The following is a 20,085-nucleotide window of genomic DNA, read 5'->3' on the forward strand; positions in this document are numbered from 1 at the left end:
TCATGTTTGGTGGCGATGGCGGAGGGGTTCCACGCGTACCCATCCCGAACACGACCGTTAAGCCCTCCAGCGCCGATGGTACTTGGACCGAAGGGTCCTGGGAGAGTAGGACGCCGCCAAGCGAACTGAGAAAGAGCACTACCGTATGATGCGGTAGTGCTCTTTTTGTTTGTTAAAAGCGAAATACCTGCAAATCTGCAGGAATTTCCGAGCGTTTTAGCCTCGAAAAGCGAAAAAGATGCAAAAGTGCAGGGATTTTCGGCCATTCCGCCCGAATGGAGCCCCTACAGCGAAAAAAGCCTGCAGATTTGCAGGAATTTCGCTCAGCGGGGGCTATTTCCCCAAAAATTCCTGCACATTTGCAGGAATTTTTCCCTCCGCAAAAGTTTTCTCCTATCTAATGACTTATTATCCTTATAAGCTACAATAGGAGGGGCTGCTGTGAAAAAGCGACAGGGTCAGTGAGTAGAACACCACATTATTTTGCTGCGAGCTACCGTCCCTAGGTTATTATATGTATAATCATGGAAGAAAGAAAGTAAGTAAGTATCTACTGGACATGGGGGAGAGATCCAAATTCCAATGAAAGCGAGAATTTAGATATGAATTTACACATTCGTAAAATGACTGAGAAAGATCCTAATCATTATTTTCAATGCTTTTGAAGAACAAGGTTGGCATAAGCCGGTTGAGTTATATCACAAATATTTTTAAAGAGCAGGGTTGTGGTGAAAGAATTTCTTTGGTTGCTGAATCAGAAGGGGAATTTGCTGGGTACGTTAACGTTCTTTGGAGTTCGTATTATGACTATTTTAGAGAATGTAATATACCTGAAGTGTGTGATTTTAATGTCTTAAAGAAATACCAACGACGGGGTATAGGATCAAAACTTATGGACAATGCAGAGGAAATCATCCGTGAGAAATCTCGGGTAGCGGGTATTGGTGTTGGTCTGTTTTCAGATTACGGTAACGCCCAAATACTTTATATAAAACGCGGATATATTCCGGACGGTAAAGGGATTCACAATGGTGAACAATATGTAAAGCATGGTGATAGCATTATAGTAGATGGTGACATCGTTTTATATTTAAAAAAGCAGTTAATGAACTAATTAAACAGAGTATCCGCGCTGTTGCCTTGCTGACTAAATGAAGGAGAAAATTTCAACGGGCTTCCCCGTCTATTAAACACAAGCCCAAGATTAATTTCTCCAGCAACGAGGCAGGTATAGAATCTCAAGCAACCCGGAAACAAATCGTCAAGAGGATCATAAATTTAAAATAATCTACTTTATAAGGAGTGTGACCAACAATGCAAGCCGGATTTTGGATAAGGTTGGGGGCAGCGATCCTGGATGCAATCATCGTGGGTATTCCTTTGGCTATTCTTTCCTATATTGTGACCGGAGATTTTGATGATAATATTATAACCAACCTATTGTCCTTCTTATATACATTGCTCTTGCCTGTTGTATGGGGAGGGTATACGATCGGGAAACGGATCTGCGGAATAAAAATCAGAAAGGTGAGCGATCTATCCCCGCCTGGGATTGGTACGATGTTATTGCGTAATGTAGTTGCCGGCATAATTTATGCAATAACCTTCGGCATTGCAACCATTGTCAGTGCATTTATGGTTGGGCTCCGCGAAGACAAAAGATCGATTCATGATATTATTGCGGGAACGGAAGTCGTATATGAAGGGTAGTATGAAATTTTAGTAGGAGTATGATGCTAGCTTAAAAATAAAAAAGACTCTGGACGAAGAAGATAAGAGCAGGCGCCTCGATCGGAGGCGTCTTTTTAATTTGAGAGCACGGAATCCGAGACGGATGGACGCAAACGGTTTTGAATGATTGCTTGGGGTCTGTCATATGGAAAAGCGCATATGCAATACTATTTTTGAATCTTGACGCAATACTAACAAATAAAGTAAGATTGCTACAAAAGTAATTATATACCAATTAAATAAATTTTTAACTTATGCTTGCTCGTTGGAAATGGAGGTTTTGCAAGATTGTCTTCGAAGATAAAAATGATAGTCTGCACTCTGCTATGTACGATTCTAATTTCCGGCTGCTCCAAGGAAACTGGATCTTTTACCAAGGACAAAGATGTAACATTGGACGTTGGATATACCAAAGAGGAGCATTTCAAACAAAGGTATTCGGCTTTACTCGAAGACGATTATCCGAACTTCAGGGTTAATGTTGTCTCGACGAAAGAGCTGTTAAATCCCGATACGAACCCTGTACAATGGGTAAAAGAAAATCAGGTGGATCTCATTTATTTGCCTTCGGAACTTATGGATTCATTTGTACAAGAAGGGTTGCTTGCGGATATCGGTCCATCGATTCAAAAGGACGATTTTGACTTGGAACGATTTGTGCCCAGCGTCATTGAATTAACTAAAACGTATGGTAGCGGAAAGATCTATGGTTTACCGACGAATTTTTATGGCAGCGCCATTGTTTATAATAAGAATTTGTTTGAGAAATATAAAATTCAATATCCCGAGGATCAAATGACATGGGAGAGCATTCTATTGCTATCCAGCAGATTCCCGTCAACCGATTCTAACAATATCAAAGGAATTTCGCTTAAGAATACGAACTTATTGGATTTGATTTTACATATTGGACAAACATCCGGCCTCAAGGCATACGACCGCCAACAACAGCAAGTGTCTTTTAACGGCAAATCATGGATTCCTATTTGGGAAAACGCTATTCAGTCCTATACTAATGGGGCTTTAGATATCAACGCGGATCAAAACTCCTATTTGACTCCTTTTTTGGCGGGAGAGAGAGCGATGGCCGTAGTAAGTTACGATGACTACAAGCGTCTGGAGCAAGAGAAGCTTCCTTTCGATTGGTCAACCGTTACCATGCCTATTGATCCGGCTCAAGCGGATCAGTCCGATTCCTTACGGGTACCCGGATTTTTCGTCATTCTAAATTCCTCGGACGATATGGACGCGGCTTGGGAACTACTTAAATTTTTCTGTTCCGAAGATGTCGCCCGTTGGGAATACCGTTCCGATTACGGATTTTCCTCTTTATTGGATCAAGTGGTTTCCGAATTTGAAGATAGAGAAAAAGTGACCCCTTTTTATAAATTGTCACCGAAGCTAGATCACGATCATGATATGTTGCCAAACGAGTTATTGACGATCTCACAGCAGACTTTAGACCAAATTTTAAGTCGCACGCTCTCCGTACAAGAAGGATTGGATTCATTACAGACGAAGGCCGACCAAGAATTAAAAAGGATGACACCAATGGATTGATGTAGGTGGAGTCGATTGACTTCTGATTGCATAGATGAAGCTTGCAAGCTAATTACTAGTGTTAGTTTGTAAGGATTTTTTCATCATGTTCGTACCTACATGCTTACTTCCGGAAAAATCAGAAAAATTAATTTTGGGAGGAGACCTGATTTTATGAAGAAAAGGCGGAGTATTGCCGCATTTGCCGTTGTAATGGCTGTAACCGCAGCTATTCCGGTTTTTGCCGCCAAAGATTCGGACGCGACTACCGATGCGTATATCGGTTATTCGCAACAATCGAGCAGTTACGTCAGGGGCAAGGCATATGCATCATCAGCAAATTCAAAATTCAAAAGTATTAACGTGACCGGAACATTTTATCAAGGTTCTACAAAAAAGGAGTCGGGGAGCTCATCCGCAACGAAAAAGGGATATGAGGCGGCATGGTACACAAAAGACAGCACGTATTCTAGCTCCAATTCCTATTCTTTGAATGCCGCATCGCGAACATATTACACCGATGGAACATCCAGCGATCAATCCTACGCTTCAGCTAGTTGGTAAAATTCGATCTTAAGAAAAGGGGGAGCATTCCCCCTTTTTACAGTGAGGGAAACAGTAGATGTTACGTAAATGGACCATCATTTTTTTATCAATAAGCCTGCTGATGGCGTCCGGATGTTCGATCCGTCCTATGAAGGAGCCTGTTACCATTACGATAAATTTTCCTTCCGAGAAGCTATTCTATCAAATGTATGGGCATGATTTTGAGGACAAATACAGTCATATCATGATTCAAGTCATCAACGAGGATCTGGGCGACAAGTCGACGGTGCCCTCTGCCGATGTGCTGTTTATGGATCAAGTTACCGTCTACAACCGGCTGGTGGAGGAAGGGAAACTTCTTAATTTGAAACAAAAACTCAGTGATAAAAAATATCCGATCTCGGAGTTTAGCCCTGTCGTCGTGAATGCATTGCGATCGGAAGCGGACGGTCACTTATACGCCCTAAGTCCATCTTTTATCAGTCATGCTCTCTATTACAATAAAGATCTTTTTAGGCAATACGGGATTCCGCTACCCCAAAACCGAATGACCTGGGAAGAAGTGCTTGCTCTTGCAAAAAGGTTTCCGGAACAAAATGCGGACGGTGAGACCTTGTATGGTTTTAAATCAAATTATTACATAAATATACCGTTCTCGATGATCCTTAGAATCGGTCAGACGGAAGGCCTGACTTTTGTGGATGCTCGAACATTGCAGGTGAATATGGATTCAGCCGCATGGCATAGCATATTTCAGATGGTCGTCGAGGCTTTTCGGGATAAAGCCGTATATGACAAGGATGACGATCCAACGGGTGAAATCGAACCGGCACCTATATTGACCGGCCATGCCGCGATGGAAATTCAGTCTTACACGACAGCCTATAATTTTGAAAATTACGGCCGGTTTATCGGTGCCAAACCTATCCATTGGGACATGGTAACCGTTCCGGTAGGTAGCAGAAGTCGAGGGCAAAGCGATTATTACGAGGTACAGGAGATTTACGGAATCTCCTCTCAAACGCAGCATGAAGAAGAAGCTTGGGAGTTACTCAATTTCATAACGAACGATACGCAGAAATTGACAAAGAATCAGCAAGATCAACTATCCATGGGCTTGCCCGCAAGAATGGATGTGATTAAAGCTGTGCAGGGCCACGATTTATCTCCCTTGTACGAGCTGGAACCCGTAACGAAAAGCAACAATCCCTATGACTATATCCATCATGAAATCATAAACGCTTTTAAAGAAGTGGGACAAAACGTGATCGAGGGAGCCATAGAGAATAAAATCACGGTAGACGAAGCGATTGAAAGGATTGAAACAGAAGGACAGGCGGCGATTGACGAAATGAAATTAAAGCTGGAGCAAATGCCTGACGAGTAGTGGCGATTGAAGCTAAAGAGCTTCGAGTCAAATGCGAGCACGAAAAAAGCGCCGAAACACGGCGCTTTTTCTTTTGCATCGGGAAGGCGTAAATTTAACACATAATCCGAACCGGACGGCGGCAAATTATTGAGATACTAATGTCTGAACGGAGTGGTTTTCGTATGGGAAAAAGCGCCGGAAATATATTGGCCGTTCTGGTACTCGGTGCTTCGCTGCTGTATTGGTTTCATACCGTTGGTGAACCTTGGCTCCGGCCTTCCCCGCCCGCTTCACAATCCGAATGGGTGCAAGCCTTGAACCAGCATCGCAGTCTTGATGAAAACGGCAAGGGAAAAGTGTTTTTTGGCGCGGCGAAGGGCTGCAATTTGATCATGATTCAATTGGAATCGCTGCAAAACTTTATGCTTTACGCTTCCATTCAAGGGCAGCAGGTCACCCCGGTTTTAAATCGGCTGGCTCGGGAAAGTTTGTATTTCCCGTATATTTTTCAGCAAATCGGACGTGGGAATACGTCGGATGCGGAATTTATAAGCAATACGTCCCTTTACCCGATCGGGGGCAAAGCGATGTCGGAAGCCTTTGGAGACCGGATCATCCCGAGTCTTCCCCGGCTGCTCAAGACTTCGGGATATACGTCCCGGACGTTTCATGTGAATGAAGCGAGCTTTTGGAACCGGGATGAGCTTTATCCGGCATTAGGTTTCGATCAATATTACGACAAGCCCTATTTCCCGGCAACTTCATTTAACCATTTCGGTGCATCGGACGAGGAATTATTCCGGGTAGGTATTCAGAAGATCCGGTCGTTCCGGGAGAGGGGACAAAAGTTTTACACGCAGTTCGTGACGGTATCCAGCCATTCTCCTTTTGTCATTCCCAAAAAAATGAAGCGTATCAAACTGACGAAGGATTTGGACAAGACACGCCTCGGCGACTATATCCATGCCATTCATTACGCCGACTATGCCTTAGGCACTTTTATTGAGCAATTGAAACGGAGCGGGGTTTGGGATGAATCCGTGGTGGTCGTCTACGGCGATCATTTTGGGTTAAACAGACAGCTGCACAAACCGGAAGAGGTCAGCAAAGGCTTGGGGGTCCCCTATCACGAACCGATCAGTCGATTAAACGTTCCTTTGATCATTCATTTGCCCGGTCAGGAGCAAGGCCGGGTGATCGAGCGGACAGGCGGACAAATGGACATTTTGCCGACGTTGGCGAACCTGATGGGAATCGATCTGGTGCAGCGAAAGTTTACGGTGTTCGGGCAGGATTTGCTGAATGTGAAGCATCATCTGGTAGGGGGGCGGTATTATTTGCCGGAGGGCTCTTTTTTCAAAAATGAGGTGTTGTTTATACCGGGAAAAAACGGATTTCGGGACGGGCGGGCGGTGTCGCTGCGAACGTTCCAGGCGATTGAAGACAGGACTTCGCTCAAGGAGGATTACGAATCCGTTTTAAGGCTGCTCAAGCAGTCCGACTCCTTTGTGAAGCAACTGCCGCGGAGAAGCGAAAATATTGCCATACATAGAACGCCTTGAATTTTCGAAAAGTATGGAAAGAAAGCGGCGAAAGGAGGAAGATCATGCAGCGGTTGGTACAGGATGCGCCGACGGTGGAACAACTCCGAAGCAGGATTCTTCGTTATCGGAACCCGGAGGATCTCCGGCCTATCGTTCAAGCTGCGAGACGGGCACGTGTGGTGCTCTTGGGTGAAGCGTCTCACGGAACCTCGGAATTCTATACGACGCGCGTGGAGTTGACCAAGCGGTTGATTGCCGAATCCGATATCCGGTTTATCGCGGTCGAGGGAGACTGGCCTTCCTGTTTTGAATTGAATAAATACGTAAAGGACCTAGAGGATAATGAAGCCAATTCAGCGAGGGAAGCGATGGAGGCCTTTAACCGGTGGCCGTCCTGGATGTGGGCCAACCGGGAAGTCGAGGAGTTTGCGGAATGGCTCAGAGCTTACAACTTGCAGCGGTCACCGCGGGAGAGGATCGGTTTTTACGGTCTGGACTTGTACAGTTTATGGGAATCGATGCAGCAGATCATCGGGTATTTGCAGCGTACGGGTTCGCCGCTTCTGGAGCAGGCCCTTCATGCTTTCGCCTGTTTTGAGCCCTATGGTGAAGACTCTCAGTCTTACGGAATCTCGGCCGGCCTGCTTGGTGAGAGCTGTGAGGAAGAAGTGATTCGCTTGCTGCAGGAGATACGTACTTCGGACAGAGGGGCCGGAGGACACCAAAGCCATCGCGGCGGGGAAGCGGAGCTTAGTGCGGAACTCAATGCCCTGGTTGCTGCGGATGCCGAGCATTATTACAGAACGATGGTCCGAGGCGGGCCGGAGTCCTGGAATGTGCGGGATCGCCATATGGTTCACGCCCTGAAGAAACTTCTGGACTTTCATGGCTCCGATGCGCAAGCGGTGATTTGGGAGCACAATACGCACATCGGTGACGCCCGGGCAACCGATATGGCCGAGGACGGCATGGTGAATGTAGGCCAACTCGTTCGGGAGCAGTATTTGAAGCATGATACGTTTAGCGTGGGCTTCGGCACCCACCACGGGGAAGTTCTGGCCGGGTCCGCCTGGGGAGCTCCGGTCGAAGTGATTACGGTTCCTCCCGCAATGAAAGGGAGTTGGGAAGATTTATTGGCGCAGGCCGGGGAAGGAGAAGATCTGCTGCTCCTTTTTACGGAGGAACATTCCCGTGAGGCGATTCCTGAACTCGTGGGACATCGGGCTATTGGGGTGGTGTATGATCCTCGGCATGAACGTGGGAATTATGTGCCTTCCGATATAGCGGCCAGGTACGACGCTTTTATCTATCTCCATGAAACCCATGCTCTCCATCCGCTTCCTTTGGAGTCCCTGGTTTAAAAACCGACGGATTCCCTTTTGCCCTCAAACTCGTACTGGGAGGTGACAAGAACCGATGAGCAACAAAATCGAAGCCATTCGGGCGGACCATCAAAATTTCCTCGACAAGACCGAGGATGAAGTAAAGGAAGTTCCGGCGACGACAAATGTCAACGATGCTGTGGAAGCGATCACGGCACATATTAACAAATACGACGTTCCGGAAGAAAAAGAAGACAAATGAATGAAGCAAGAGTGCAAAGGAACCCGCGCGGGTTCCTTTTTTCCGTTATGCACGGCGCTGAACTTGACACCCTATTTTGCATAGAATATTATATTAACATACTTATAGGTATTTATAAAACATGCCGACGGGCAGGAGTGAACGCGAATTGACAGTACGGGATCAGGTTTACAAAGCGGCCGGGGAACTGGTAAGAAGCAAGCCATTCGATCAAATTACTTTTGCCGAAATCGCAAAGCGCGCGGGGGTGCATTGGACGGCGGTGCGCCGGCATTTTGGAGACAAGCAGGGAATGCGGAAATGGCTGATGGAACAACAGATGGAGCGGCAGGGCTCTCTTGCCGATACCCGCACGCGAATACTTGAGGCGGCCGCCAAAGTGTTTGCCGAGCAGGGATATGCCCAGGCCTCGTTGGAGAAAGCCGCGGCGGAAGCGGGTTTGACTAAAGGAGCCGTTTACTGGCATTTTCCGAGCAAGCAGGATTTATTTCTGGCCATTATCGAGCGTAACTTGACCCAGCAACTGCAGCAGTTACCGCTGGATATCGAACAGCTGTTGGGAGCGGAGAATCCCGAAGCGGCCTTGATCGCATGGCTCTATGCCCAATTTGCGTGTTTGGAGGACGGCGATGGCGGGTCGATGTTGTTCTTTGAATTTGTAACGTCGAGCCGGGAACCGGAAATTCGTGCGAAGCTTCAGCAGGTATATGGTAAAAGTCTGGAGGCGATCGGGGATTTCCTGGCGCAAATGCAGCAGAAAGGCTACATTGCCGAGGGGCTCGACCCGCGAGCGATAGGAATTATGGTTGACGGTCTAATCAAAGGCCTGCTCATCGAATGGCTCATTGATCCGGTACGCTGTGAGTTGAAGCCTTTGCTTGAGACGGTGGCCCAAGTATTGTGGCGTGGAATTGCGCCAAGAACCTAAGAAACGACCCGTAATACATAGCTTCTGTATATACGGGTTTAAATTATAACGTCAACATACCTTTTGGTATTTTGATAGATATCTTTGTAGTATGCTATGGAGGGGAGACAATGAGCGTAAACAAAAATATCCGTAGGTTTGAGAAGCAAGCGGTCGTTTATGATAAAAAAAGAGAAAAACGTGAACTCGGCACCTTACGAAGGCGGCTTTTGGATTCCGCAAGCGGAAAGGTGTTGGAACTTGGCATCGGCGCGGGGAGCAATCTTCCTTTTTACCGGAAAGAAATCAGATTAACCGGCGTTGATTTTAGCCCGGCCATGCTGGGGAGAGCTAAGGCGGCGAATGACCGTTTATATGGCATTGAGGCAAATTTTATACAGAGCGATATAGACACGCTGGAGTTGAAAGAGAAATTGTATGATACGATCGTCTCGACCCTTACCCTGTGCGCTTATCGGGATCCGGGCAAGGTATTACGGCGGATGAGCCGATGGTGCAAACCGGGAGGCCGAATTCTTTTGCTGGAACATGGGTTGAGTTCGAATTCAGTTCTGGCGTTCGGACAGAAGCTTGTCGATCCCCTGGCTTACCGCTTTGTCGGTTGCCACCATAGCCGGGATATCATGAAGCTGGTTGCGGATTCTCCGCTCCAAGTCCAGCATGCCGAGCATGCGATGGCCGGGATGGTTCATCTCATATGGTGTGAACCGCCCGCATCGGATCAAGGCTGATCATTTGAGAAGCCCTTCCGCCAACTGGTATACTAATAGTACATTCTTACATATCCATATCAAGGAGGTTAGATTAGTCTATGTACCATACAATCCAGGAATTTTTGGACGATTGGCGGCAGGAAGAGGCACTTACGATTAAAGTGCTGGAACGGTTGACGGACGCTTCCTTAAAGCAAGCGGTGTCGGAACAACAGCCTCGCAGCTTGGGCGATTTGGCTTGGCATCTGCTTGGCGGACTTGGGGGCATCTTGGGAGGTGCGGGGCTTCGGATCGAAGGTCCCGATTTTAAAGCCCCCGCACCGAGCAGTGCGGCGGAAATCCTGGAAGGCTACCGGCAAATGAGCGCCGCGGCTACTAACGCGTTGAAAGCGCAATGGAATGATGCAAAACTGTCTGAAAGTCTGAAGCTGTTCGGGTTTATCGATACAACCTATAGCGGCGTCTTGACCACGGTAGTTCGGCACCAAATCCATCATCGCGGCCAAATGACCATTTTGATGCGTCAAGCCGGCGTCGTGCCACCGGGTGTTTACGGGCCCAATGAGGAAGAAGGGGCTGCCATCCGCGCGGCACAAGGCGGAAAATAGGCGGGCACCGCAAAAAGCAAAGCCTTCTAATCGCAGGGGTTATACCCTTAGGTTAGAAGGCTTTTTGCCGCATTAACAGACGGAGCGCCACTCCTCAAGCAGCCGGGCTTCGTCCAGTTCATAACCGATGACGACCAGATAATGCGGGCCATGGTACGGGGAGGTTTCTTTCCGCATCCGTTTGCCCGCAAACTGAATCAGAGAGGCGTGGGGGGATCCGTCCAGGGAAAGGTAGCCTTTAGCTCGCAACACTCGGCCCTCCCGGTGTTTAAGAAACTTTTCGAGCTTTTTCTCGGAGAAAGAGGCTTGTTCCGGGATCGGGATAAAGATGCTCTGAATGCGGGAATGCGACTTATGCCCATGCCCATGTTCATGTTCATGCCGGTGCGAAACATGTTCCGGGAACCGACGGGATGCAGGTGCGAGGTTGCCGGTTTGCCGCAAAGGCTGCAACCCATGAAGCAGCAGGTCAAATTCGACTTTGGCGTTGACGGCGGGAAGCCGCGGCGCGAACGGATTATGCTTCTCCACCAGCTTCGTCACCTTGGCCAGATGTGAAGAGTCCACAAGATCCGTCTTATTGATGATTACCGCATCGGCCACATCGATTTGCCGGCGCAGCGTATGAACGAGCTCTTTATCCGTGGAAAATATACTGTTGTAATCCAACGCGTGTTCCGCATCCAGGACGGTAATGATTTTGTCCAATATCACGCTGTCGCGAAGGCTCGGATCGGCCATGGCGTCCACGACTTCCTCCGGATTGGCGACTCCGGTAAGTTCTATGACAAGCAGATCGGGGGCAGGCCTCAGGGCAAGGAGATGTTGGAGTGCCCCGGAAATCTCGCTCTTTTTGCTGCAGCAAATGCAGCCGTCCAACAATTTCTCCAGCGGCAGCCCATCCAGTGCTTGGGTAAGAATCAAGCCGTCCACATCCTGGCGTCCGAGCTCGTTCATCAGAATCGCGGGCTTAAGCCCGCGTTGGCGGATTTCGCTCAGCAATTGCAGCAGAAGGGTCGTTTTTCCGCTGCCCAAAAAACCGCTGATGATAAGAACGGGGGTCTTCAATGATTATCGCTCCTGACTTTTTAGATTTTAAGGGAGGCTGACGTTCAGAAACTCGAAGTTAGGGTATATATATGGATTTTCCGGAGCTTCCATGACTTCGATTTGCTGCACATCGATTTTGATGACGGAGTTCCCGTTATACACGGTATGGCCCAGGGTGCCTTTAACCTTGACCCAGGTATCGTTCTTAAATTCGGCGGCTTTCTCCGATTCCGCAAGTACGCCGTACGGGGAGGCGTCGGCGGTACAGCACTGGACGGCGATCCGTCCGATGACGAACTGGTTGGCGGCCAGGTCCGGCTCCCGATATACAAAGCCGGTGATTTCTATCTCTCTCCCCATAAAAGGGTCGGCAAACGTAATAATCGACGATAGAATTTCCATGTAGATCTCCGGTTTGACTTCGATCGCGGGCAGGACGTAAAGCTTTTTCGCCAGTTCGGCCAAATCCCGGTCGAAGTCATTGTCCGCCTGAAACAGCTGGTCCAGGTCAGGCTCTTCGGCCTGGATCAAAGCGCCGGTAACGATTGAATCGCCGGGTGTCGTATTTCCTGGGGAAGTTGCCGGGTTTACCTGCCTGAGCGGCACTGTCCCGAGCTGCATCCCTTTTTTATTCGCCAACGAACCGCTTAGCACCGTGTCCGGCAGCGTAAAGCCGAGCAGAAGCGGAAGAATGAACAGCGCATAGAGCAAGCCGCTTCCGAATCGACTGGAGGTTTGCGGTACTTCGCAGCAATCGCATTCGGCCATTTGACCTTTATAGGAACGGTAGGCGATAAAGCCTTGAATCACGGCAAGGGCGTACAAGACGAGGGCCGACCCTTTGACGAGCGGCATAATTCTTGTTCCGATATACAGTTGAAGGGCATCCGTTTCCACCAAATAGGCGATATAGCCGGACAGGGCCAGCAAAAGGACGGTTTTGGTTACATTATGGAAAAGCAAACGTTTATTTTTCAAAGTACACCTCCTCCTACCGGAGCAGCAGATGATCCAGACCTACGCTGAAGACCAGCACCAGCACGACGATCAAAGCTCCCAAAGTAATAACAAACCTTGTTTTAAATACAGACAACAGCATAAGCGTGCTTTTTAAATCGAGCATCGGACCCAGCACCAGAAACGTAATAAGCGAACCCGCGGAAAATACATTGACGAAGGAGGAAGCGACAAACGCGTCCGAGTTGGAACAAATCGACAACACATAAGCGAAGCCCGCCATCAGAAAGTGGGATGATAACGGCCCTTGGCCGTAGGCCGACAATCGGGCGGTATTTACGAACGTATGAATGAGGGCCGTAATGCATGCGCCAAGCAGCAAAAATTTACTCATCTCGAAAAATTCCTGGCTCATATGGTTGAAAAAGCCGGTAAGTTTGGCCGTTCTCCCGCCGGAATGAGGAGTTCCCTGTCCGCTGTTTTCCTGAGCGTAAAGATGTTCCGCCCGAATCCGCAGAGGCGGATACCGGACGACTCGATAGATAATCAATCCGATGCAGAAGGCGATAATCAAAGCCAGCCCCATGCGGGAAGCCCAAATTTCGGGACGACTCCGGAAAGCGGTGTACGTGGCGAAGAAGACGATCGGGTTTAGGATCGGTCCGCTTAATATAAAGACAGTGGCTATGTACACAGGTATGCCTTTGGCGATGAGACGCCGGATGACGGGAATCATGCCGCATTCGCAGATCGGGAAGAGAATCCCCAATAAACATGCCGCAAGGACGCACAATACCGGGTTCTTCGGAATCATTCGCGCAATCCTCTGTTCGGAGACGAAAACCTGCAGCAAGGCGGAAAAGACCACCCCCAACAAAATAAACGGCAGCGCCTCAAGAAAAATACTGATGAACATCGTGCGGAAAGTAAGCAGGTCCTCATAGGGTAAAGAGAATGAAAGCATGAAGATATAACTCCTTTTAATAGTACGCGTCAGATAGAGTAAGGAAGATTATGGATTCATTTTAATAGTAATGTTTACAAATAACAACCCTAGTTTTTGCATTCACCGGATTGCAGCGAATAAGATGCTTAGAAAATCAACATGCTATGAATCATCCTACGGAATGAGGGATTTTCATGAATGGGGTAGCGATTTGGAATGAAGTCTGGAAATCGGTGGTCGTGATTCTAGGCGGAATGGTGCTGCTGCGGTTTGCGGGCCGTAAATCCATTTCCCAAATGACAATTCCGACCACAGTCATTATGATTTCCATCGGGACGGTCATCGTTCAGCCGATTGCCGAAAGGAGTGTGTGGCTTGCGCTCTTGGCCGCCACCGTATTCGTCGTGTTGTTGATCCTTTTGGAGGGACTGCAACTGAGATGGAATTTCTTCGAACGGGTCATGCAGAATAAAGCCTATATCGTGATTAAGGATGGAGAAATCCAGCCGCAGGCCTTGAAAAAGATAAGAATGACCGTAGATCAACTTGAAATCAATTTGCGTCAAGCGGGGATTCGGCGGCACAGCGACGTCAAAACAGCGACGATCGAACCGAACGGGCAGCTTGGCTATGAACTTCTTGAGGATGCCGCTCCCGTTACCTTAAAGCAATTGAAAGAGTTGCTGGATCAGTATTTTTCCGGGGCAAACGCGACGGCAGGGTCACAGGGCGGCTCGAATTCCAAAGAAATCTCAGTCTTTGCGGAAATCGAACAAGCCGGCGCGAATACAAAAAATAAAAAGTTGCAATAGCTTTACCGAATGGATCATCCGGAATCATCATGAGGGATGGTCTTTTTTGTATGTCATCCGTTTGCCTGCCGCTCCGTTTCTCGGTCGTAACGAAAAATTTTAGTGGACTAATTGTCAACTTAAGGTTTATTATTTTGGTTGACAATTAACGCAAGCTAACTAAAATATCCACTAGAAGGGGAGAAACGGTTGATGCACCATCGGCGGGATTGGAAGGCGTTTACGGAAAAAGCGCTGAACGGCGGGCTTTTGACGGTTGAGGAGGGCCTGAGCGTACTTGCGGCGGCGGATGATCAGATCTTGAGCATCCTGGAGGCGGCCTACCAGGTGAGGAGGCATTATTACGGCAATAAAGTGAAGCTGAATATGATCATCAACGCGAAAAGCGGATTATGTCCCGAGGACTGCGGTTACTGTTCGCAGTCGGTCATTTCTCAAGCTCCCGTTCCCAAATATACGATGCTGGATAAGGAGACCCTGTTGGCCGGGGCCAGGGAAGCGATGGCCAGAAAGGCCGGAACTTACTGCATCGTGGCGGCCGGAAGGGGGCCTACGGAACGGGAGCTGGGACAGGTGATCGAGGCGGTGAAGGAGATTCGCGAAACGACGCCGCTAAAAATCTGCGCCTGCCTGGGGCTCCTTGGCGAGGAGCAGGCCCGAAGGCTAGCGGAGGCGGGGGTTCACCGATATAACCATAATTTGAATACAAGCCGGTCGAACTACGGCTCCATTACGACGACGCATACGTACGAGCAGCGGGTAGAGACGGTTGAGAAGGCCAAGGCACAGGGAATGTCGCCTTGTTCCGGGGTCATCATCGGGATGGGCGAGTCCGATCGGGAAATCGTCGAAATGGCTTACGCGCTGCGCGAGCTTGACGCGGATTCGATCCCGGTCAATTTCCTCAATCCGATTCCCGGAACCCCGCTGGCTCGGGCCGAGCGGACGCCCGCCGCCAAAGCATTAAAGACGCTCGCCTTGTTCCGTTTCGTTTGTCCGTCCAAGGAAATCCGGGTGGCGGGCGGACGCGAGCTGACGCTTCGGACGCTGCAGCCGCTGGCGCTGTATGCGGCAAACTCGATTTTTGTGGGTGACTATTTAACAACCTCCGGGCAAGAGATAACCCTCGATCACCAAATGATCGAAGACCTTGGATTCGAGGTTGAAGAATGCGCGCTATAACCGGAAGGATGGCGTATCTCGCTGATTTGCTATACACTGGGTAATGATGCAGATGATAAAGCGTGGTGACTTCAGTGTTTAAGGTTATGCTAATTGAAGATGATATGACTCTTTTTCAAGAGGTAAAGGACCGTTTGCAGCAATGGTCTTATCAGGTATACGGCGTGGAGGACTTTAGCCGCGTGCTTCAGGAGTTTACGGAGATCCGGCCGGATTTGGTCATCATCGACATTCAATTGCCTAAATTCGACGGGTTCCATTGGTGCCGGATGATTCGCGCCCACTCCAATGTGCCGATCATCTTTCTGTCCTCCCGCGATCACCCGACGGATATGGTCATGTCCATGCAGCTCGGTGCCGATGATTTTATCCAGAAGCCGTTCCATTTTGAAGTGCTGGTCGCCAAAATTCAGGCCACCCTGCGGCGGGTTTATAACTATAATACGGAGCGCGTAGAGTTAAGAACGTGGCGCGGGGCGACCGTGGAATACGTGAAGAATACGGTTGCCGACGAAAAGGGTTCCGTGGAGTTGACGAAGAACGAGATGTTCATTTTAAAAATGCTGATCGAGCGGAAGAATCAAATCGTCAGCCGGGAGGAATTGATCCGCAGTCTTTGGGATAACGAGCATTTTGTCAGCGACAATACCTTAACGGTCAACGTCAACCGCCTGCGGAAGAAGCTGGAGACCCTCGGGCTGGATGCTTACATCGAAACCAAGGTGGGGCAGGGCTACATGGCGACGGAAGAGGCCGGCTCATTATGATCGGTAAATACATACGGGAGCGGCTAAGCTGGATTTTGCTCGTGCTGTTCCTCCAAGGGCTGCTGTTGTTTGTCGCTTATTTGGACAATACGATCCCGTTTCTGCCGATGGTGTATATCGCGTTTTTATCGCTGTTGATATTCACGGGCTTCCTTCTGGTCCGTTATACCAAAGAAACGAAGTTCTATAAGACTCTCGATTCCTGGGAGGATACCTATGATCTTTCCTCCATCGCTCCCCCGGAGAGCCCGTTCGAAACGATCGCGCTGGACCGGCTGACGCTGCAAACCGAGCGGTTCAAAAAGGAATCCTCGCAGCACCTTGTCGAGCTGGAAAGGGAGAAGGACGACCTCCTTTCCTGGATCCACGAAGTGAAAACGCCGCTGACCACCCTGCAGTTGATCATCGACCGGATGGATGACGAAGCGCTCAAATCCCAGCTGATGTACGAGTGGCTGCGCATTCATCTTTTGCTGGATCAGCAGCTCCACCAGAAGCGGATTCCTTTTATGAAAAATGACGTGTATATCGAGCGGACCACCTTGGAAGCCGTCATTCACAAGGAAATCAAAGCGCTCAGATCCTGGTGCCTGCAAAAAGGGATCGGCTTCGATGTGTCCCTCGCGGCGGAGGAAGTGCTGACGGACGAGAAGTGGCTGGGCTTTATCCTCAGGCAGCTTCTGACGAACGCCGTGAAATACAGCAGCGCCTCTTCCGACATCGTGATTGAAAGCGAGGAAGAGGAGGGGCGGGTCCGGCTGCGGATTCGCGATCACGGCCGCGGGATTGATCCGAAGGACATGCCGCGTATTTTTGATAAGGGCTTTACGTCGACGACGATGCACAAGGACACCGCTGCAACCGGTATGGGACTCTATTTGGCGAAAAAGTCCGCGGAAGCGTTGTCCATCCGGATTGAAGTGGAGTCCAGACAGGGAGAGGGAGCCACCTTCTCGCTCGTTTTTCCGAAGAGCAATGAATTCGTAAGTTTGAGTCAGCTGTAGCGAGGCATGTGACAACATTGTCACATGCTTTTCTGCTTTGTTCGTCGAATCGAAGGAAAGAGCCGGGCCTCTCGCTTATGATTAGAGCATGAACTGAAGGAGTGGTGGAAATGGCAATTTTGGAAGCCAGTAAAATTTATAAAAGCTACGGAAATAAATTCAATAAGCAGGAAGTGCTGAAAGGCATCGATTTAAGCGTGGAGAAGGGCGAGTTCGTCAGCATTATGGGCGCCTCGGGATCGGGGAAAACCACCCTGCTGAACGTGTTGTCTTCGATCGACAAGGTCAGCCTCGGCAGCATCAAAATCGAAGGCAAAGAATTCACAGGCCTGAAAGAAAAGGATTTGGCCGAATTCCGAAAACATCATCTGGGTTTTATATTTCAGGAGTACAATCTGCTCGACACGTTGACCGTAAAGGAAAACGTACTCCTTCCATTATCGATCAAACAAGTCTCCCGGAAGGAAGCGGACCATAAATTCCGCGAGGTGGCCACGGAGCTGGGGATTTACGAACTGAAAGACAAGTATCCGAACGAGATCTCCGGCGGTCAAAAACAGCGGACTTCGGCGGCGCGGGCCTTTATTCACGAGCCTAGCATTATTTTCGCGGACGAACCGACGGGAGCACTGGACTCCAAATCAGCCTCCGATCTGCTGAACAAGCTGAGCGAGTTAAACCGCAAGATGGAGGCCACGATCATCATGGTGACCCATGATCCGGTGGCGGCGAGCTATTGCGGCCGGGTTGTTTTTATCAAGGACGGACAAATCTATACGCAGCTCAATAAAGGTGAGGAAACGCGGCAAGCCTTCTTCAACGACATTATGAAGACGCAGGGCGTATTGGGCGGTGTTCAGGGATGAACATCAACTACCTGATTTTTCGCAATTTAAAGAAAAACCTGAAAAACTACTATTTGTACGTATTCGCCTTAATTTTCAGCGTGGCTTTATATTTCGCGTTCGTTACGCTGCAGTATGATCCGGCCATGGAGGAGATTAAAGGCTCCGTTAAAGGCGCGGCCGGACTTGCCGCCGCCTCGGTTCTTCTCGTCGTGATCGTCGCCGTATTCTTGCTCTATGCGAACAATATTTTTATCAAGCGGCGGGGGAAAGAAATCGGCTTGTTCCAGTTGATCGGCTTGACGAAAGGAAAAATATTCCGCATCCTGAGCAGCGAAAATTTGATTCTCTATTTCGGTTCGATGTTGATCGGTATTTTCCTCGGCTTTGCCTCTTCCAGGCTGTTATTGATGATTCTGTTCAAGATCATCGGCGTGGATGCCCAAGCGTCGCTGAATTTTTCGGTACAAGCTTTAGTGCAGACTGTCATTGTCTTCGCGGCGATCTATTTGTTGATTATGCTGATGAATTATTTGTTTATCAGACGGCAGAGCATACTTTCCTTGTTCCGTGTCGTTTCCACGACCGAAAATACGGTCCGCAGAATGACATTATCGCAAGTGATCATCGGTTTTTTGGGAATTTCGCTTATTTTGTTCGGCTATTATGTGTCCACTAAGCTGTTTAGTGGCGCTTATGACCAGATGAACAAGTTATTTATGGCGATGCTTCTGATCCTGGGCTCGGTGATTGTGGGAACTTATCTCTTCTATAAAGGATCGGTAAGCTTTGTTTTCAACCTGATCCGCAAAAGTAAAGGCGGTTATTTGTCGCTCAATGAAGTGCTCTCGCTCTCGTCCATCATGTTCCGGATGAAATCGAACGCTCTGCTGCTCACAATTATCACAACGGTGTCCGCATTGGCCATCGGGTTGTTGTCGCTCAGCTATATCTCCTACTATTCGGCGGAAGAGTCGTCCAGGCAAACGGCGCCGAATCATTTTACGCTGTTGGAGGAAAAGGATATAACGGCGTTTACCGCGGCTCTGCAGAAAGAAGGCATCGATTACACGGTGATTCGCCGGGATGTGATTGTGATGGATGCCGATGTTTCCCGGTTAGTCGGGGTTAGCGTGGCGGAAGGGTCAAACGGGATCATGTCTTTGCCCATCGTCGATGAGAAATCGGTCGCAGGGGCGGAGCTTTTGCCCGGAGAAGCCTTGTTAACCGGCTCCAGCGATGCCATGAAGCAGTTTATGGGAATCCAGTCCACGGGGGATTTGGAGCTGAAGGGACGGACGCAATCGTTTCCTTTGCATGTCAAGGGATTGAATAAAGAATCGGTGGTTTCTTTGTATTTTTCCAAGGGGGTTCCGACGCTCGTCGTGAACCATACGGTGTTCGAGCGGCTGGACAAAGAGAAGGTGCCGGACCTGCAAAGAATGCCCAGCGTATACATGGGAATCGATATCACCGATCAAAGCAGGCTGGAACAGGCGAATGATCTCTACAATGAGTTGAGGGTTGACGAAAAAAATGGCTATATTTCCCGATTGAACAGCATTGCCGATCAAAAAAGCAGCATGGGGCTCATCATGTTTATCGTGGCTTTTCTCGGTCTAACTTTCCTCATTACCTCCGGCTGCATTTTGTATTTCAAGCAAATGGGGGAGGGCGAAGAGGAGAAGCCGAGTTATACGATCTTGCGCAAACTCGGGTTTACGCAAGGCAATCTGCTGCGCGGTATTAAGATCAAGCAGATATTCAGCTTCGGCATTCCGCTCGTGGTTGGGCTATCGCACAGTTATTTTGCCGTCCAATCCGGCTGGTTCTTCTTCGGAACCGAACTATGGACGCCGATGTTCCTGGTCATGCTCCTCTATACATTGCTTTACAGCATCTTCGGCATTTTGTCGGTGCTGTTCTATAAGCGGGTAATTAAGGAGTCGTTGTAAGGAAT

At 48.9% G+C, this 20,085-nt stretch carries 20 protein-coding genes and 1 rRNA gene; 18 read left to right on the forward strand and 3 right to left on the reverse strand.

The features are described 5' to 3' along the window. The first annotated feature begins 5 nt into the window (after window positions 1-5). The 12 genes from rrf to LBW89_RS26395 all read left to right on the forward strand — a co-directional run bounded on the left by rrf (window position 6) and on the right by LBW89_RS26395 (window position 10,562). Window positions 6-122, forward strand: a 5S ribosomal RNA gene (gene rrf, locus LBW89_RS26340). Between the two features lie 566 nt (window positions 123-688). Continuing rightward, window positions 689-1,114 carry a GNAT family N-acetyltransferase gene (locus LBW89_RS26345; RefSeq protein ID WP_225040850.1) on the forward strand — a complete coding sequence of 142 codons (426 nt, stop codon included), beginning with the start codon at window positions 689-691 and terminating at the stop codon, window positions 1,112-1,114. Between the two features lie 200 nt (window positions 1,115-1,314). After that, on the forward strand, window positions 1,315-1,710 hold the full coding sequence (locus LBW89_RS26350) for an RDD family protein (protein ID WP_148457421.1): 396 nt from the start codon (window positions 1,315-1,317) through the stop codon (window positions 1,708-1,710). A gap of 309 nt (window positions 1,711-2,019) precedes the next feature. Further along, window positions 2,020-3,291, forward strand: a complete 1,272-nt coding sequence (locus LBW89_RS26355) for an ABC transporter substrate-binding protein (RefSeq protein WP_225040851.1) — start codon at window positions 2,020-2,022, stop codon at window positions 3,289-3,291. A gap of 153 nt (window positions 3,292-3,444) precedes the next feature. Then, complete coding sequence (locus LBW89_RS26360; protein WP_225040852.1) at window positions 3,445-3,834, forward strand: hypothetical protein; 390 nt, start codon at window positions 3,445-3,447, stop codon at window positions 3,832-3,834. A gap of 226 nt (window positions 3,835-4,060) precedes the next feature. After that, window positions 4,061-5,203, forward strand: a complete 1,143-nt coding sequence (locus LBW89_RS26365; RefSeq protein WP_225040853.1) for an ABC transporter substrate-binding protein — start codon at window positions 4,061-4,063, stop codon at window positions 5,201-5,203. Window positions 5,204-5,367: 164 nt separating this feature from the next. Then, on the forward strand, window positions 5,368-6,747 hold the full coding sequence (locus tag LBW89_RS26370) for an LTA synthase family protein (protein ID WP_225040854.1): 1,380 nt from the start codon (window positions 5,368-5,370) through the stop codon (window positions 6,745-6,747). A 44-nt stretch (window positions 6,748-6,791) separates the two neighbouring features. Then, window positions 6,792-8,090: an erythromycin esterase family protein gene (locus LBW89_RS26375; protein ID WP_225040855.1), complete on the forward strand. Its 1,299-nt coding sequence runs from the start codon at window positions 6,792-6,794 to the stop codon at window positions 8,088-8,090. Between the two features lie 55 nt (window positions 8,091-8,145). Then, window positions 8,146-8,313, forward strand: a complete 168-nt coding sequence (locus LBW89_RS26380; RefSeq protein WP_170287187.1) for a hypothetical protein — start codon at window positions 8,146-8,148, stop codon at window positions 8,311-8,313. Window positions 8,314-8,461: 148 nt separating this feature from the next. Continuing rightward, a complete protein-coding gene (locus tag LBW89_RS26385) occupies window positions 8,462-9,241 on the forward strand; it encodes a TetR/AcrR family transcriptional regulator; helix-turn-helix transcriptional regulator (RefSeq protein ID WP_225040856.1) in 780 nt (259 codons plus the stop codon). Window positions 9,242-9,351: 110 nt separating this feature from the next. After that, on the forward strand, window positions 9,352-9,972 hold the full coding sequence (locus tag LBW89_RS26390; protein WP_225040857.1) for a class I SAM-dependent methyltransferase: 621 nt from the start codon (window positions 9,352-9,354) through the stop codon (window positions 9,970-9,972). A gap of 80 nt (window positions 9,973-10,052) precedes the next feature. After that, window positions 10,053-10,562: a DinB family protein gene (locus LBW89_RS26395; protein ID WP_148457438.1), complete on the forward strand. Its 510-nt coding sequence runs from the start codon at window positions 10,053-10,055 to the stop codon at window positions 10,560-10,562. A gap of 72 nt (window positions 10,563-10,634) precedes the next feature. On the opposite strand, the gene LBW89_RS26400 is transcribed toward LBW89_RS26395, so the two are convergent. The 3 genes from LBW89_RS26400 to LBW89_RS26410 are packed head-to-tail and all read right to left on the reverse strand — an operon-like array spanning window position 10,635 to window position 13,533. Next, a complete protein-coding gene (locus LBW89_RS26400; RefSeq protein WP_225040858.1) occupies window positions 10,635-11,630 on the reverse strand; it encodes a CobW family GTP-binding protein in 996 nt (331 codons plus the stop codon). 27 nt (window positions 11,631-11,657) lie between these two features. Next, window positions 11,658-12,590, reverse strand: a complete 933-nt coding sequence (locus LBW89_RS26405; protein ID WP_225040859.1) for a TIGR03943 family putative permease subunit — start codon at window positions 12,588-12,590, stop codon at window positions 11,658-11,660. A 13-nt stretch (window positions 12,591-12,603) separates the two neighbouring features. Continuing rightward, window positions 12,604-13,533, reverse strand: coding sequence for a permease (locus LBW89_RS26410; RefSeq protein WP_225040860.1), 930 nt, complete (start codon window positions 13,531-13,533; stop codon window positions 12,604-12,606). Between the two features lie 176 nt (window positions 13,534-13,709). Here LBW89_RS26410 and LBW89_RS26415 point away from each other — a divergent pair, with 176 nt between their 5' ends. From LBW89_RS26415 to LBW89_RS26440, 6 genes are all read left to right on the forward strand, one after another. Continuing rightward, a complete protein-coding gene (locus LBW89_RS26415; protein ID WP_148457446.1) occupies window positions 13,710-14,327 on the forward strand; it encodes a DUF421 domain-containing protein in 618 nt (205 codons plus the stop codon). A gap of 192 nt (window positions 14,328-14,519) precedes the next feature. Beyond that, window positions 14,520-15,509, forward strand: a complete 990-nt coding sequence (bioB, locus tag LBW89_RS26420) for a biotin synthase BioB (protein ID WP_225040861.1) — start codon at window positions 14,520-14,522, stop codon at window positions 15,507-15,509. A 74-nt stretch (window positions 15,510-15,583) separates the two neighbouring features. Further along, the gene (locus LBW89_RS26425) at window positions 15,584-16,276 is read left to right on the forward strand and encodes a response regulator transcription factor (RefSeq protein ID WP_148457450.1); all 693 of its coding nucleotides are present in this window, start codon (window positions 15,584-15,586) and stop codon (window positions 16,274-16,276) included. Further along, entirely contained in the window at window positions 16,273-17,280 is a 1,008-nt protein-coding gene (locus LBW89_RS26430; protein WP_148457452.1) for a sensor histidine kinase, read from the forward strand. Before LBW89_RS26425 ends, LBW89_RS26430 begins: the two co-directional genes overlap by 4 nt. Before the next feature lie 110 nt (window positions 17,281-17,390). After that, window positions 17,391-18,146: an ABC transporter ATP-binding protein gene (locus LBW89_RS26435; protein WP_148457454.1), complete on the forward strand. Its 756-nt coding sequence runs from the start codon at window positions 17,391-17,393 to the stop codon at window positions 18,144-18,146. Then, complete coding sequence (locus LBW89_RS26440) at window positions 18,143-20,080, forward strand: ABC transporter permease (protein ID WP_148457456.1); 1,938 nt, start codon at window positions 18,143-18,145, stop codon at window positions 20,078-20,080. The genes LBW89_RS26435 and LBW89_RS26440 overlap by 4 nt, the downstream gene beginning before the upstream one ends. Window positions 20,081-20,085 lie beyond the last annotated feature (5 nt).

The sequence above is a fragment of the Paenibacillus sp. alder61 genome, from assembly GCF_020179875.1.
GTDB lineage: Bacteria > Bacillota > Bacilli > Paenibacillales > Paenibacillaceae > Fontibacillus > Fontibacillus faecis.